The organism is Cellulomonas composti (genome assembly GCF_007990245.1).
GTDB lineage: Bacteria > Actinomycetota > Actinomycetes > Actinomycetales > Cellulomonadaceae > Cellulomonas > Cellulomonas composti.
In genome coordinates this window covers 1-14,314 of the sequence record NZ_BJWG01000005.1, presented here as the reverse complement: position 1 = coordinate 14,314, position 14,314 = coordinate 1, and the positions used below count along the sequence as shown (strand labels likewise).

13 protein-coding genes and 1 other RNA gene are annotated in these 14,314 nt (G+C 73.9%); 4 read left to right on the top strand and 10 right to left on the bottom strand.

The genetic code is table 11. From position 1 onward, the window contains the following. Positions 1 to 12 precede the first annotated feature (12 nt). Both CCO02nite_RS06705 and CCO02nite_RS06700 read left to right on the top strand, forming a co-directional pair. Positions 13 to 750: a zinc ribbon domain-containing protein gene (locus tag CCO02nite_RS06705; RefSeq protein ID WP_146842370.1), complete on the top strand. Its 738-nt coding sequence runs from the start codon at positions 13 to 15 to the stop codon at positions 748 to 750. Positions 751 to 792: 42 nt separating this feature from the next. After that, positions 793 to 1,542, top strand: coding sequence for a histidine phosphatase family protein (locus CCO02nite_RS06700; RefSeq protein WP_146842369.1), 750 nt, complete (start codon positions 793 to 795; stop codon positions 1,540 to 1,542). Between the two features lie 3 nt (positions 1,543 to 1,545). Here CCO02nite_RS06700 and CCO02nite_RS06695 read toward each other — a convergent pair whose 3' ends face one another. Continuing rightward, the gene (locus CCO02nite_RS06695; RefSeq protein WP_146842368.1) at positions 1,546 to 2,721 is read right to left on the bottom strand and encodes an SLC13 family permease; all 1,176 of its coding nucleotides are present in this window, start codon (positions 2,719 to 2,721) and stop codon (positions 1,546 to 1,548) included. Further along, the gene (locus CCO02nite_RS06690; RefSeq protein ID WP_146842367.1) at positions 2,718 to 3,497 is read right to left on the bottom strand and encodes a YaaA family protein; all 780 of its coding nucleotides are present in this window, start codon (positions 3,495 to 3,497) and stop codon (positions 2,718 to 2,720) included. Before CCO02nite_RS06690 ends, CCO02nite_RS06695 begins: the two co-directional genes overlap by 4 nt. Before the next feature lie 143 nt (positions 3,498 to 3,640). Here CCO02nite_RS06690 and rnpB point away from each other — a divergent pair. Next, positions 3,641 to 4,029, top strand: an RNA gene (rnpB, locus tag CCO02nite_RS06685) — RNase P RNA component class A. 61 nt (positions 4,030 to 4,090) lie between these two features. Here the strand turns inward: rnpB and CCO02nite_RS06680 are convergent. The 5 genes from CCO02nite_RS06680 to map form a co-directional block, all read right to left on the bottom strand. After that, positions 4,091 to 5,563 (bottom strand): NAD-dependent succinate-semialdehyde dehydrogenase, encoded by a 1,473-nt coding sequence (locus CCO02nite_RS06680; RefSeq protein ID WP_146842366.1) that lies wholly within the window; start codon positions 5,561 to 5,563, stop codon positions 4,091 to 4,093. 45 nt (positions 5,564 to 5,608) lie between these two features. Next, on the bottom strand, positions 5,609 to 6,517 hold the full coding sequence (locus CCO02nite_RS06675) for a DUF817 domain-containing protein (RefSeq protein WP_307724038.1): 909 nt from the start codon (positions 6,515 to 6,517) through the stop codon (positions 5,609 to 5,611). Positions 6,518 to 6,678: 161 nt separating this feature from the next. After that, positions 6,679 to 7,536 (bottom strand): MBL fold metallo-hydrolase, encoded by an 858-nt coding sequence (locus tag CCO02nite_RS06670; protein WP_146842365.1) that lies wholly within the window; start codon positions 7,534 to 7,536, stop codon positions 6,679 to 6,681. Beyond that, the gene (ppgK, locus tag CCO02nite_RS06665; RefSeq protein ID WP_146842364.1) at positions 7,493 to 8,281 is read right to left on the bottom strand and encodes a polyphosphate--glucose phosphotransferase; all 789 of its coding nucleotides are present in this window, start codon (positions 8,279 to 8,281) and stop codon (positions 7,493 to 7,495) included. The genes CCO02nite_RS06670 and ppgK overlap by 44 nt, the downstream gene beginning before the upstream one ends. Beyond that, positions 8,278 to 9,141 (bottom strand): type I methionyl aminopeptidase, encoded by an 864-nt coding sequence (gene map / locus CCO02nite_RS06660; RefSeq protein ID WP_186812602.1) that lies wholly within the window; start codon positions 9,139 to 9,141, stop codon positions 8,278 to 8,280. Before map ends, ppgK begins: the two co-directional genes overlap by 4 nt. A gap of 65 nt (positions 9,142 to 9,206) precedes the next feature. Here map and CCO02nite_RS06655 point away from each other — a divergent pair, with 65 nt between their 5' ends. Then, on the top strand, positions 9,207 to 9,377 hold the full coding sequence (locus CCO02nite_RS06655; protein WP_146842362.1) for an SPOR domain-containing protein: 171 nt from the start codon (positions 9,207 to 9,209) through the stop codon (positions 9,375 to 9,377). 39 nt (positions 9,378 to 9,416) lie between these two features. Here the strand turns inward: CCO02nite_RS06655 and panB are convergent, their stop codons facing one another. The 3 genes from panB to CCO02nite_RS06640 form a co-directional block, all read right to left on the bottom strand. Next, positions 9,417 to 10,229 (bottom strand): 3-methyl-2-oxobutanoate hydroxymethyltransferase, encoded by an 813-nt coding sequence (gene panB, locus CCO02nite_RS06650; RefSeq protein WP_146842361.1) that lies wholly within the window; start codon positions 10,227 to 10,229, stop codon positions 9,417 to 9,419. Between the two features lie 61 nt (positions 10,230 to 10,290). Further along, the gene (locus CCO02nite_RS06645; protein WP_281284577.1) at positions 10,291 to 12,093 is read right to left on the bottom strand and encodes an NAD+ synthase; all 1,803 of its coding nucleotides are present in this window, start codon (positions 12,091 to 12,093) and stop codon (positions 10,291 to 10,293) included. 984 nt (positions 12,094 to 13,077) lie between these two features. Then, complete coding sequence (locus tag CCO02nite_RS06640; RefSeq protein WP_146842360.1) at positions 13,078 to 14,037, bottom strand: hypothetical protein; 960 nt, start codon at positions 14,035 to 14,037, stop codon at positions 13,078 to 13,080. Positions 14,038 to 14,314 lie beyond the last annotated feature (277 nt).

Below are 14,314 nucleotides of genomic sequence, written 5' to 3'. Positions count from 1 at the left end.
GGAAGGACCCACGTGCCGAACGCCCCCGTTGCGGACCAGCGACGACTCCTCGACGTGCAGGCGCTCGACACGCGCCTGTCCCAGCTCGCGCACCGGCGTAGCACGCTGCCGGAGCTCGCGCGGATCGCCGAGCTCGAGACCCAGCTCGTGGACCTGCACACCGCGCTCGTGACCTCCCAGACCGCGGTCGCGGACCTGCGTCGCGAGCTCACCAAGGCCGAGGCCGACGTGCAGCAGGTGCGGGATCGTGCGACGCGCGACCAGAACCGGCTCGACAGCGGCCAGGGCAGCGCCAAGGACCTGCAGGCGCTGCAGCACGAGCTCGGGAGCCTGGCCAAGCGGCAGGGTGACCTCGAGGAGGTCGAGCTCGAGGTCATGGAGCGGCTCGAGGCGCACGAGGCCGCGCTCACCGAGGTCACCGCGGCGCACACCGCGCTCGTCGAGCAGCGCAGCGAGGTCGAGGCGCAGCGGGACGCGACGTTCGCGCAGGTCGACGCCGAGGCGGCGCAGGTCGCGGCCGAGCGCGCCGCAGCCGCGGCCGGCCTGGACGCCGGGCTCGTCACGCTCTACGACAAGCTGCGCGGCCAGCTCGGCACGGGCGCCGCGGCGCTGCGCGGGCGACGCTGCGAGGGCTGCCGGCTCGAGCTCAACCCGCTCGACCTGGACGGCATCAAGGCCAAGCACGAGGACGCGGTCGTGCGGTGCGAGGAGTGCGGCCGGATCCTGGTGCGGCTGCCCGAGGGCGAGTGACCTCGGCTGGCGGACCGCGCGCGGGGCGAGCACGCTGCTCTCGTGACTGACGCCGACCCGCGCACCGCCACCCCCGTGTCCGCGTCCGACCCCGGCACGGGTCGCGCGCCGCGACCGTCGGGGACGGGCCCGCGGTTCGACGACGAGCACCCCGTCACCGTCGTGCTCGTGCGGCACGGCGAGACCGCGATGACGGTCTCGCGCGGGTACTCCGGCTCCGGCGAGCCCGGCCCGCCGCTCAACGACGACGGCCACCGGCAGGCGATGGCCGCGGCGGCACTCGTCGAGCGGGTGGGCCGCGACCTGTGGGGGGACATCGCCTACCCGAGCGAGGTGCTGGCCTCGCCCATGGTCCGCACGCAGCAGACCGCGGCCATCATCGCCGAGCGGCTCGGCCTGCCCGTGCGCACGCACGAGCTCGTCAAGGAGGCCGACTTCGGGCAGTGGCAGGGCCTGACGGCCGAGCAGATCGAGGCGCGCTGGCCCGGGCAGCTCGAACCCTGGCACACGCGCGCCGACGTGCGGCCGCCGGACGGCGAGTCGATCGTCGACGTCGGCGTGCGCCTCACGCGGGTGTACGACGAGCTGCTCGAGTCCGAGCGCGGGCGCACGGTCGTCGTGGTGTCGCACGCTGTCGCCATCCGGGCGGCGCTCGGCGTCGCGATGGGCGCCAACCCCGGCTCGTGGAGCCAGCTGCGCGTCGCGCCCGCGTCCGTGAGCATCGTGCGTCTGTTCGCCGACCGGCGGCACGAGATCGCGGTGGCGGGAGCCCCCAGCGAGGGCTGGTCCTGACCGTCAGGACGTCCCGACGAGCGCGGCCACGGCCGCCAGCAGCGCGAGCGGCGCGAGCAGCAGCCCCTGACGCACGATCGTGCGTGCCGGGACGTCCAGGAGTACCTGGCGGCAGCGCTGCCACCACAGCACGGTCGCGAGCGACCCCCAGGGCGTCACGAGCGGCGCGACGCCCGTGCCGATCAGCAGCGCCGCGATCCGCAGCGGGTCGCCGCCGGCCGCCGGGTCGAGCGCGAGGAAGGCGGGCAGGTTGTTGACGGCGTTCGACGCGAGCGCGCCCACGACCGCCAGCCGCAGCAGCGCGAGGGGGTCGGTCCCGTCGCCGGCCGCCGCGGCGAGCACGTCGCCCATGCCGTGCGCGTGCGCCGTGGCGACCGTGACGAACAGCGCGGCCACGACGAGCAGGGTGCGCCACGGCACCATGTCCGCGGGCGGTACGGGCCACGGTCGTCGTCGCACGCGCTGCACGACGACGAGCAGCACCGCGGCCACGCCGGCGGCGAGCGCGGGCGGCGTGCCGACGACGAACGCGACCGCCATCACCGCGACCGTCGCCGCGGTGAGCCGCAGCACGAGCGGATCGGGCGCCGCCGTCGCGGGAACGGTCGTGTACGTGCCGCGCAGCGCGTGCCGGTCGCGCACCGCGAGCACGACGACCGTCACGACGATCGCCGCGAGCGCCGGAGCCCACATGAGGCCCAGGTAGCTCACGCCCGCGGCGTCGAGCTCGTGGGTCGCCAGCAGGTTCGTGAGGTTCGAGACCGGCAGCACCAGCGACGCCGTGTTGGACAGCGCGACGACGGCGAGCGCGAAGGGCAGCGGCGGGGCGTGCGTGCGCCGCGCGAGCGCGATCACGACGGGCGTGAGCAGCACCGCGGTCGTGTCGAGCGAGAGCACCGCCGTGCACGCCGTGGCCAGGAGCACCACGGCGCCCCACAGGAGCGCGCGGTGGCCCCGGGCCGCGCGCGCCGCGGCGGCAGCGGCCGTGGCGAACAGTCCCGCCCCGGCGCACAGCTCCGCGACGACCGTCAGGCCCGCGACGAACAGCAGCACCGGGCCGGTGCGCTCGAGCAGCGCCCGAGCGTCGTCGGCAGGCAGCGCGCCGGTGACAGGCGCGGCCACGACGGCGGCGGCGGCGAGCAGCCACCAGGGCCGGCGTCGACGCCGCGACGGGCTCATGCCACGACGAGCGTGAGCGGGCGCGGCCCGCGTGCCGGCACGGCGCCGAGCTCGACGCCGATCAGCTCGACCCCGACGAGCTCGGCGGCCGCCGCGGCGAGCCCGCGCGCGTCGCGCGGGGGCCGGGCGCGTCGCGCCAGCAGGTGCCGGGTGAGGACGCCGCGGGCGTGCTTGGCGTGGTGCGAGACCACCGAGCGCCGGCCGTCGACGTCGCGCTCGACGCGCACCGTGACCCAGTCCGCGTCCGCCGGCGGCCGCCACATCGCCGCGTAGTCGGCCGAGCGGGCGTCCACGACGAGCGTGCCCGAGGCGGCCTCGTCGAGCACGGCGCCGAGCTCGGTGCGCCACAGGGCCGCGAGCGGGCCGACGCCGGGCAGGTCGACGCCGCCCGAGAGCCGGTAGGCCGGCACGACGTCCTCCGGCGTCAGAACGCCCCACAGCGCGGAGAAGATCCGCACCGACTCCTGCGCGCGGCGGCGCCCCGCGGGCGTCAGCGAGCCCAGGCCCGCCGCGCCGTAGAGCACGCCCGTGTAGACCGCCCGCGCCGGGGCGGCAGGCGCCGCACGCAGCGTGAGGTTGCGGGCCACCTCGTCGGACAGGCCCGGCGACACGTGCAGCAGGTCGGTCGCGTCGTGGCGTGCCGAGACCTCGACGAGCGCGTCGAGCACCTTGGCCCGCACCGGGTTCAGGGCGGGCGACGACAGCGCGTCGAGATCGACGGGCGTGCCGCGGCGGGGCGCGGTCTTCCCCTCGGACGGGGGCAGCAGGACGAGCACCGCACGACTGTAGAGCCGCGGGTGCGTCGGGGCCCGCGTACGGTCGGCCTACGGACCGGCCAGCTCCTCGGCGAGCCGGGCGGCGGGTCGGGAGCAGTCGTTCGTGGGGACGTGCGCGTCGGGCCTAGACTCCGGGGTGCGGATGAGTCAGCCAGGCGGCCGCGTCGGACCCACGGGTCCGCCGAGGAACGTCCGGGCTCCGTAGGGCAGGGTGGTGGGTAACACCCACCCGGGGTGACCCGCGGGAAAGTGCCACAGAGAACAGACCGCCACGCGTCACGGGTTCGCCCGAGGCGCGGGGTAAGGGTGAAACGGTGGTGCAAGAGACCACCAGCGTGCCGGGTGACCGGTGCGGCTAGGTAAACCCCACCCGGAGCAAGGCCAGACAGGGAGCGTTCGAGGGCTGCCCGCCCGAGCTCCCGGGTAGGCCGCTGGAGGCGTGCGGCAACGTACGTCGTAGATGGATGGCCGTCGCTCGTGCGGGGGTGACCGCGCACGAGAACAGAACCCGGCGTATCGGCTGACTCATCCGCCCTCAGGGCTGTCGCGCGCGGTGCGGCGGCGAGGACGCGCCCGGCCGCGGTCGTGGGCCGCTACGCGAAGGGGTCCGCGGTGAGCGTGTACTTCGTCTGGAGGTACTCGTGGATGCCCTCGGCGCCACCCTCGCGGCCGAGTCCCGAGAGCTTCCAGCCGCCGAACGGCGCGGCGGCGTTGGAGACCACGCCGACGTTGAGGCCCATCATCCCGGTCTCGAGCCGCTCGATCATGCGCTGGCCGCGCGCGAGGGACTGCGTGTAGACGTAGGAGACCAGGCCGTACTCGGTGTCGTTCGCGAGGCGCACGGCCTCGTCCTCGTCGTCGAACGGCACGATCGCGAGCACGGGACCGAAGATCTCCTCGGCCAGGATCGCGGAGCCGGGCCGCACGTCGCTGAGCACCGTCGCGGCGTAGAAGGTGCCGGGTCCGTCCACCGGCGCGCCGCCGGTGCGCAGGGTCGCACCGCGCCGCACGGCGTCGTCGACGAGCTCGCCTGTCTTGCGCACCGCGCGATCGTCGATCAGCGGGCCGATCGTCACGCCGTCCAGCGTCCCGCGGCCGGTGCGCAGGGCCCGCACGCGCTCGGTGACCCGGCGGGCGAACTCGTCGGCCACGGGGCGATGCACGAGGAACCGGTTGGCGGCCGTGCACGCCTGGCCGATGTTGCGGAACTTCGCCGCCATCGCGCCGTCCACGGCCCGGTCCAGGTCCGCGTCGTCGAACACGACGAACGGCGCGTTGCCGCCCAGCTCCATCGACGTGCGCAGCACCCCGTGCGCGGCCTGCTCGAGCAGCAGCCGGCCCACCTGTGTCGACCCCGTGAACGACAGCTTGCGCAGCCGCGGGTCGCGGATGATCGCCTCGGACACCGGACCCGACGAGCTCGTCGTGACGACGTTGACGACACCCGGGGGAACGCCGGCGTCCTCGAGGATGCGCGCGAACGCGAGCGTCGTCAGCGGTGTGAGGGATGCTGGCTTCACGACGACCGTGCAGCCGGCCGCGAGCGCGGGCGCGATCTTGCGCGTCGCCATCGCGAGCGGGAAGTTCCACGGCGTGATGAGGAAGCACGGCCCAACCGGGTGCTGCGTGACGATCATGCGGCCGGTGCCCTCGGGGTTCGGCCCGTAGCGGCCCTGCAGGTGCGCGGCCGCCTCGCTGAACCAGCGCAGGAACTCGCCGCCGTACGCGACCTCGCCGCGCGCCTCCGTCAGCGGTTTTCCCATCTCGATCGTCATGAGCAGCGCGATGTCCTCCTTGCGCTCCTGCAGCAGGTCGAACGCCCGACGAAGGATCTCGGCACGCTCCCGGGCGGGGGTGACGGCCCAGGCGGGGAAGGCCTCGACGGCGGCGTCGAGCGCGGCGACGCCGTCGGCGACGGTCGCGCTCGCGATCCGCTTGACCACCTCGCCCGTCGCGGGGTCCTCGACCGCCAGCTCGTCGCCGTCCTGCGCGGCGCGCCACCGCCCGCCGATGAACAGCCCGTCGGGCACGTGGGCCAGCAGCTCGGTCTCGCGGGTGTCCGTCATCTCTCGTCCTCGTCGTCGTCGTGACGTTCCTACGCCCAGCGAACCCTAGGCACCGGCCGGATGCGAGCGCAGCGGGCGCTGGGGCGGGTGGACCCACGTGACGAGCGCGACGGAGATCTGGATGAGCAGGAACCAGGCGACGAGCTTGTGCGCCGACACCAGGTGCCAGCCGTCGGCCTGGTCCGGGTAGAGCCAGGTGCCCGTCAGCGTGCCGACGTTCTCGGCGACCCAGATCGCGCCCGCGACCAGCGTGAACGCGAGCAGCACGGGCATCCGGCGCACGTCTGTGTGCACGCGGAAGTGCATCATGCAGCGGCCGTACACCACGGCCACCGCGGCGAGCAGGACCCAGCGCAGGTCCGCCACGAAGTGGTGCGCGAAGAAGTTCAGGTAGATCGCCGCCGCGAGCGTCGCGCACACCCACTGCCGCGGGTAGCGGTCGAACCGCAGGTCGAAGATGCGCATCACGCGCACGAGGTAGGAGCCGACGGCGGCGTACATGAAGCCCGAGAACAGCGGCACCGCGCCGACGCGGAGCACCCCGTCGGCCGCGTAGGTCCACGAGCCGACGTCGGTCTTGAACAGCTCCATCACCGTGCCCGTGAGGTGGAACAGCAGCACGACGCGCAGCTCGGCGGGCGTCTCGAGGCGGGTCGCGATCATCATGACCTGCAACGCGACCGCGACGAGCGTGAGCAGGTCGTTGCGGGCAAGTGCGGCGTCGTCCGGGTACCAGAGTCGCGCCGCGAGGATCGCGCCGAGCAGCAGCCCGCCGAACAGGCACGCCCAGCCTTGTTTGAGCACGAACACCGTGAGCTCGACGAGGCCCGCTCGCAGCCGTCCGCGCGGGGGACCGGCCAGGCGCCGGTGCGCCCACAGGTCGATCCGCTCCTCGACGACCGTGAGCCCGCGATCGGCAGGCGTCGGACCTGTCGGGCGTCGGCGCAGAAGCACGAGCCCAGCCCAGCACGTCGGACGCGTCCCGCGGGCGACGTGCGGGGGCGGTCGTGCGGGGTGTTCGTGCAGGTCGTGTGTGTGCCGACGCGCGGGCGCCGCCGGCCCGACCAGGCGGCGACGGTCCGCCGCGTTCCTCGCGACGACGTCACGGGCGGTGCTCAGCGGTGGCGGGCGACGAGTGCGCGTTGCTCGGCGTCGGCCGCGACGAGCCACGGCGCGCGCAGCCGGACGTCCGGTGCGGGTGCCGGGTCCGTGAGGCCGTCGAGGTAGCGCCGGTCCGCCGCGATCCGGGCCGGCACGTCGTGCCCGACCGTGCCGTGGCCGGGCACGACGAGCCGGGCGCCGAGGGCCGCGAACGCATCGAGCGCCACTCGGTGGTCGGTGACGGGGTCCGTCGCCGCCGGGTCGAGCAGCGGCACCTCGTCGTCGGAGAGCATGTCGCCCGCGACGAGCGCGCCGCACCCCGGCAGGAACAGCGCGGTGTGACCGGATGCGTGCGCGCGGTGGACCAGCACGCGCACGGCGGGTCCGGGCCAGTCGAGCAGGCCGTCCGGCCGGCGCGGGAGCACGCTCGGGCCGGGACCGATCGGCGCCGGGTCGTCGTCCGGTCGGTGTGCGAGCACGCGTGCGAGCTCGTCGTCGGCGTCCCGCTGCATCGTCAGCGCGCGCAGATCGTCGCCGCGTTCGACCGCTCCCCAGCGCGGGAGGTGCGACAGGGCGGGGGAGTCGAGCCGGTGGTCCCAGTGCGCGTGGGTCGACCAGACGGCGAGCGGCCGTAGACCGCGCGCGGCGACGGCGGCGACCAGACCCTCGACCTCCTGCGCCGTGACCCCCGGGTCCACCAGCAGGCACGCGCCGTCGTCGCCGACGAGCACCGTGCTCGTGGTGCGGTAGACCTCGCTCGTCGCGACGAGCACGCCCGGCGCGACCTCGTCGAGCCGGCGCCGTGCGTCCGACGGTGCGCCGGCGACGTCAGTCGTCGTCGTCCTCGTCGTCCGCCGCGAGCGCGGCCGCACCGACGATGCCCGCCGCGTTGAGCAACCCGGCCGGGACGATGCGCGCGCGCAGGTCGAGCAGCGGCAGGAAGCTCTCGTGGTGCTTGCTCACGCCGCCGCCGACGACGATCAGGTCGGGCCAAAACAACTTCTCGACGACCGAGAAGTAGCGCTGCAGACGCTGCGCCCACTGCTCCCAGTCGAGCCCTTCGCGGTCCCGGGCGGAGTCGGCGGCGCGCGACTCCGCGTCGAAGCCGTCGATCTCGAGGTGACCGAGCTCGGTGTTGGGCACCAGGCGCCCGTCGACGATCAGCGCCGAGCCGATGCCGGTGCCGAGCGTCACGACGAGCACGACCCCGTCGACGTCCTTGGCCGCGCCGTACACCGCCTCGGCGTAGCCGGCCGCATCGGCGTCGTTGACCGCGAGGACCGAGCGACCGGTCCTCGCGGAGAACAGCCGTTGCGCGTCGGTGCCGATCCACGAGTCGTCGACGTTCGCGGCCGACTGCGCGACGCCGTGCAGCATCACCGCGGGGAACGTGACACCGATCGGCGCGTGGCTGTCGAGGTGGAAGGAGTCGACGATCTCGGCGACCGTGTCCGCCACCGCGTCGGGCGTCGCGGGCTGCGGCGTCGGGATGCGTCGCCGGTCAGCGGCGAACTCGCCGGTGCGCAGGTCGACCGGCGCCCCCTTGATGCCGGACCCGCCGATGTCGATGCCGAACGCGATGTCGTGCTTGTGGGAGTGCTTCTGGTGGTGGCTCATGGCAGTGTCAGGATCTCCGCTCCGTCGTCGGTGACCAGCAGGGTGTGCTCGAACTGCGCACTGCGGCGGCCGTCGGCCGTCAGGACGGTCCAGTCGTCGTCCCAGACGATCCAATCAGGAGTTCCGAGGTTCAGCATCGGCTCGATGGTGAACACCATCCCGGGCTCGATGAGCCGGTCGTACATCGGCGCGGAGTCGTAGTGCGGCACGACGAGCCCCGTGTGGAACGCCGGCCCCACGCCGTGACCGGTGTAGTCGCGCACGACGCCGTACCCGAAGCGCGCCGCGTACTTCTCGATCACGCGGCCGATCACGTTGATCTCGCGGCCCGGGCGGACGGCCTTGATCGCGCGGTCCAGCGACTCCTTCGTGCGCTCGACGAGCAGGCGTGACTCCTCGTCGACGTCACCCGCGAGGAACGTCGCGTTGTTGTCGCCGTGCACGCCGCCGACGAACGCCGTGATGTCGATGTTGACGATGTCGCCGTCCTCGACCACGGTCGAGTCGGGGATGCCGTGGCAGATGACCTCGTTGACGCTGGTGCACAGCGACTTCGGGAAGCCGCGGTAGCCGAGCGTCGAGGGGTACGCGCCGTGCTCGAGCAGGAACTCGTGACCGATCTCGTCGAGCCGGTCCGTCGTCACGCCCGGCGCGACGTGCCGGCCGACCTCCGCGAGCGCCTGCGCCGCGATCCGCGCGGCGACCCGGATCCGCTCGATCGTCTCGTCGTCGAACACGTCCGGGCCGCGGTAGTCCGCCGGGCCCGGCTTGCCGACGTACTCAGGCCGCGCGATGGTGGCGGGGACGGCGCGACGAGGGCTGATGGTGCCCGGGACGAGAGCGGAGCGGACGGGCGACATGCCTGGCATTCTACGGACCGCACCGGTGCGACCCCGTTCGCGCCGAACAGCGGAGGGACGGGTCGATGGCTGAGTTCTGGTTCAACACCGAGACGCACGAGGTCGAGGAAGGTCGCCGCAGCGACTGGAGCAAGGTGATGGGTCCCTATCCGTCACGCGAGGCCGCGCAGCACGCGCTCGACACGGCCCGCGCGCGCACGCAGGCATGGGACAAGGAGGACGAGGAGCGTCGCTGACCCTGGGCGACCCTGGGCGCGGCGGCCGCCGCCCGGCGCTCAGGCCAGGAAGCTGTGCTCGTCGTCGGGGAACGTCCCGCCGCGGACCTCGTCGACGTACGCCACCGCGGCCGCGCGCAGAGCCGCACCCACCTCGCCGAACCGCTTGGCGAACCGCGGCGACCAGTCGCCCATGCCGGCCATGTCCACCCAGACGAGCACCTGGCCGTCACACTCTGCGCCCGCGCCGATGCCGATCGTCGGGATCGCGACGATCTCGGTCACGCGCGCCGCGACGGGCGCCGGCACCATCTCGAGCACGACCGCGACCGCACCGGCCTCAGCGACCGCCATCGCGTCCTCGCTGATCCGCTCGGCCTCGTTGTCCCCGCGTCCCTGCACCCGCGGGCCGCCCAGCAGGTTCTCCGACTGCGGCGTGTACCCGAGGTGCCCGACGACCGGGATGCCCGCCTCGGTCAGCGCCCGGATCTGCGCCGCGCTGCGACGGCCGCCCTCGAGCTTGACCGCGTCCGCGCCCGTGGTCTTCATGATCCGCACGCCCGTCTCGAGCGCCTGCTGCGCAGAGGCCTCGTACGAGCCGAACGGCAGGTCGACGACGACGAACGCGCGTCGCGCGGCCCCGGCGACGGCACGGGCCGCCGGGATCATGTCCTCCACCGTCACCGGCAGCGTCGTGGCGTGGCCGTGCATCGTGTTGCCGATCGAGTCGCCGACCAGCAGCATGTCGACGCCGGCCTCGTCGAAGATGCGCGCCGTCACCGCGTCGTAGGCCGTGAGCATGGTCAGCCGCTCGCCGCGCTGCTTGGCGGCGAGGAGGTGGTGCACGCGCACCCGCTTGGGCTGCTCGGTCATCGGGGCTCCCTGGCTGTGTCGTCGTGCAGTGAACTGTCGTCGTGCTCAGCGTTCGTGCAGGTCACGGTTCGCGCCAGCGGGAGGTGACCGGTAGGCGACGATCGCGCCCGAACGCGAGCGCGGTGACCTTCGGACCCAGCGGGTACTGCCGCCGCTTCCACTCCGCCCGGTCGACGAGCTGCAGGACGCGGTCGACGACCTCGGGTGCGAACCCGCGGGCGAGCAGCTCCGCGCGCCCCTCGGCGTGCTCGACGTACGAGTCCAGCACCTCGTCGAGCAGCGCGTACGGCGGCAGCGAGTCCTGGTCGGTCTGGCCCGGCCGCAGCTCGGCGCTGGGCGGCTTCGTGATTGACGACTCCGGGATCGGTGGGATCTCGCCGCGGTCGCGTGCGTGGTCGTTGCGCCACCGTGCGAGCGCCCAGACCCGGGACTTGTCGACGTCCTTGAGCGGCGCGAACCCGCCGATGCTGCCCGCGTCGTAGATCGTCGCGTAGCCGGTCGCCAGCTCCGACTTGTTGCCCGGCGCGATCACCAGGTGGCCCTCGCGGTTCGAGATGCCCATGAGGATCACGCCGCGCACGCGCGCCTGCAGGTTCTCCTCGGCGACCCCGTCGAGCGCGAGCTCGCCCTGGAACGCCTCGACGACCGCGCCGATCGGCTGCACGCGGTAGTCCGCCCCGAGCCGCGCGGCAAGGTCCGCCGCGTCGTCCTTGCTGTGCTCCGACGAGTACCGCGACGGCATCGAGACCCCGACGACGTGCTCGCCGCCGATCGCGTCTGCCGCGATCGCCGCCGTGAGCGCCGAGTCGATACCCCCCGACAGGCCGAGCGTGACCGACGTGAACCCGTTCTTGCGCACGTACCCCGCCAGGCCCGTGACGATGGCGCGGTAGGTCTCCTCGTCCGGGTGCAGCGGCGCCGCGCGCGGTCCGGGCCGCTGCGGCTCGCCCTGCGCGGCCAGGTCCCAGACCAGCAGGTGCTCAACGAACTGCGGCGCCGACGCGAGCAGCGTCCCGTCGCGGTCCACGACGAACGAGCCCCCGTCGAACACGAGGTCGTCCTGCCCGCCGACGAGGTTGACGTACACCACCGGGGCGTCGACCTCCGCGGCCCGCCGCGCCGCGAGCTGCGCCCGCACATGGCCCTTGCCCTCCTCGAACGGCGACCCGTTGAGCACGACGAGGCACGCGACCTCGTTCTCGTCCATCAACGAGACAGGCCCGCCGTCCTGCCAGATGTCCTCGCAGATCACGACCCCGACCCGGCGTCCCGCCACGTCGAGCACGCAGATCTCGTCACCCGGCGCGAAGATCCGGAACTCGTCGAACACCCCGTAGTTCGGCAGGTGGTGCTTGGCATAGCGAGTCTCGACGCGCCCCCCGCGCAGCAGCACCGCCTCGTTGGTGGGTCGCGCCGCATCGCGTGCCTCGGGCCGTCCTGCGACGACGTCGCCGACGAGCTCGGCGTCCGGCAACCGCTCGCTGCCCGCGCCCCCCTCGACGACCCCGTCGGTCGCTGCGTCGTCGGCCCCGTCCGTCGCCGCCCCGTCTGCCGTCTCCGGTTGCCGGCGCCGGTGCGCCGCGCGCTCGCCGACGCATCCGACCAGCACCGCGACCTCCCCGAGGCCCGCGGCGTCCAGGTCGACGGCGAGCTTCTCGAGCGTGCTCTGCGCCGCGCGTCGGAACGACGCCCGCAGCGCCAGGTCCTCGATCGGGTACCCCGTGAGCGTCATCTCCGGGAACACGACGAGGTCCGCGCCCGCATCCGCGGCCCTCCGCGTCCACTCGAGCACGACGCGGGCGTTCCCCTCGAGGTCACCCACGCACGCATCAACCTGCGCCGCCGCGATCCGCACCAAACCCACCCCCCGACCCTACCCACCCACCCACCCGCCACCCACACCCCTGCGGCCCGCCCCGGGGCGCGCCCCCATGGCCCGCCCCATGGCCCGCCCCATGGCGGCAGCAATCGATGCAGCTCTCGCGGGCCCGACCCGCCGAGACCTGCACCCATCCCTGCACTGATCCTGGTGACTCGGCACCAAGCCGCCGCGCGGTGCGCCAACCGCGTCGAGCGGCGGCGGACTCGCCGTCGAGCTTCAGGGCCCGCACGCTCCCGGCCGGCCCGGCACTCGCTCGTCACATCTGGCTGAGTGCAGAGATGGATGCAGGTCCGGCCGGGTCGGCCCGCCGAGACCTGCACCCATCCCTGCACTGATCCCGGTGACTCGGCACCGAGCCGCTGCACGGTGCGTCATCCGCGTCGAGCGGCGGCCGACTCGCCGCCGAGCTTCAGGGCCCGCACGCTCCCGGCCGGCCCGGCACTCGCTCGTCGCATCTGGCTGAGTGCAGAAATGGATGCAGGTCCGGCCGGGTCGGCCCGCCGAGACCTGCACCCATCCCTGCACTGATCCCACCGGACCACACGTCCCGGCGACCCCCGTCTCGACCCGCACCCATCCCTGCACCGATCCCAGCGGCTCGGCGCGGCGCTCGCCAGGCATCGGGAGCGCAGCTCGCCGCTGAGCCTCGCGGCGCGCGCTCCGTTCTGCTCCCTCGGGGCATCCGGGTGAGTGCAGAGATGGATGCAGGTCCGGCCGGGTCGACCCGCTGAGGCCTGCATCCATCTCTGCACTGATCGCTGCGTCCGGTCCCTGCATCCGGCACGCGCGCTTCCGAGGGCCGCGTTCGTCCCGTCCCGCCTCGATCGCGGCACCCAGGTGGGTGCAGGGATGGGTGCAGGTCGGGGCGGGTCGGCCCGCCGAGATCTGCACCCATGTCTGCGCTGATCCCGGATGGGCGGCGGCGTGTGCGTGCTCTGGCGCGCGGAGCGCGGTCGGAGGGGTGGGTCAGGTCGGGCGGCGTTCGACGGCCTTGACCGGAGGGCGGGTGGCGGGGGACCGCTGGAGGTACACGCGCTCGATGCGACGCAGGACGTCGTCGGGAGAGTCGCGGATCTCGGACGGGGTCACGGCGACGCGGACCACCCCTGCCTCGCCGAGCGCGCTGTCGGCGCGGATCGTCTCGGTCCAGCGTTCGCCTGCCGCGTGGTACGCGTGCGACTGCACCTGGACGGCCAGCCCGACGTCGTCGAACCAGAGGTCGGGCGTCGGCAGCGGCGAGCCGTCAGCGGCGGTGACGACGGGGTTGAGCCACGGGCGCGGGAGCACGGTGCTGCGCTGCACGACCCGGAGCAGGTCGTGCTCGGCGACGGACCACGCCCCGGTCGCGGCGACGGCGATCGCCGCGCGCAAGGTCGCCGAGCCGCGACGTGGTCCGCTGAAGAGCTCGTCGCACAGCCTGGTGACGCCGGTGACCTTCCGCTGGACGGCCTCGATCACGAGCGCCTTGGCGTAGCGCACGTCCGGGTGGAGTCGACACGCGTCGGCAACTGCTCTCGCGGGCAGCACGACCCGGACCCCGTCGATCTGCCGTCTCGCGGACGGCATCCGATGCGTGCGCTGGACGTGCGCGAAGCCGGCCCGGCGGCTCGACTGGTGCGCGGGGACCAGCACGGTCACGGTCTGCGACGAGCCGGCGTTGCCGAGTCCGTGCAGCCGGGCACCCGCCGCTCCGCTCACCAGCGACTCCGGACCGGCGAACAGCTGGGCGGCGACGGCTCGTCTGACCGCATCGAGCGGCCCGCGCGACAGGAGCACGACACCCGGCAGCACCTGTCGCCAGAGGTCGCACAGGCGGTTGCGGACCGCCTCGTCGCCCATGCCGGCGGCACGAAGCTGCGCGCGCGTCAGCATCCCGCCCTGCACGTCCGCCAGCCGCACCACCTCGTCGGGAATCGTCCGCACCATCCGACGACCTTGGCCCACCCCGGCGCCACGCGACCGCCCGGACACGACACCTGTGGACGACCGCCCGCCGACGCGGGCTGTGGTCGGCTCGCCCCGACGGACCCACGTACGACACCGTGGGTGCAGAGATGAGTGCAGCTCCGGGCGGCCGCACCGACCGAGACCTGCACCCATCTCTGCATTTACGGGGATGCATCGACGGGGATGGGTCGGCGGGGATGGGTCGGCGGGATGGGTGGGGGAGCGGCGCCACGACCGACCGCTCGCTGACGCGGGC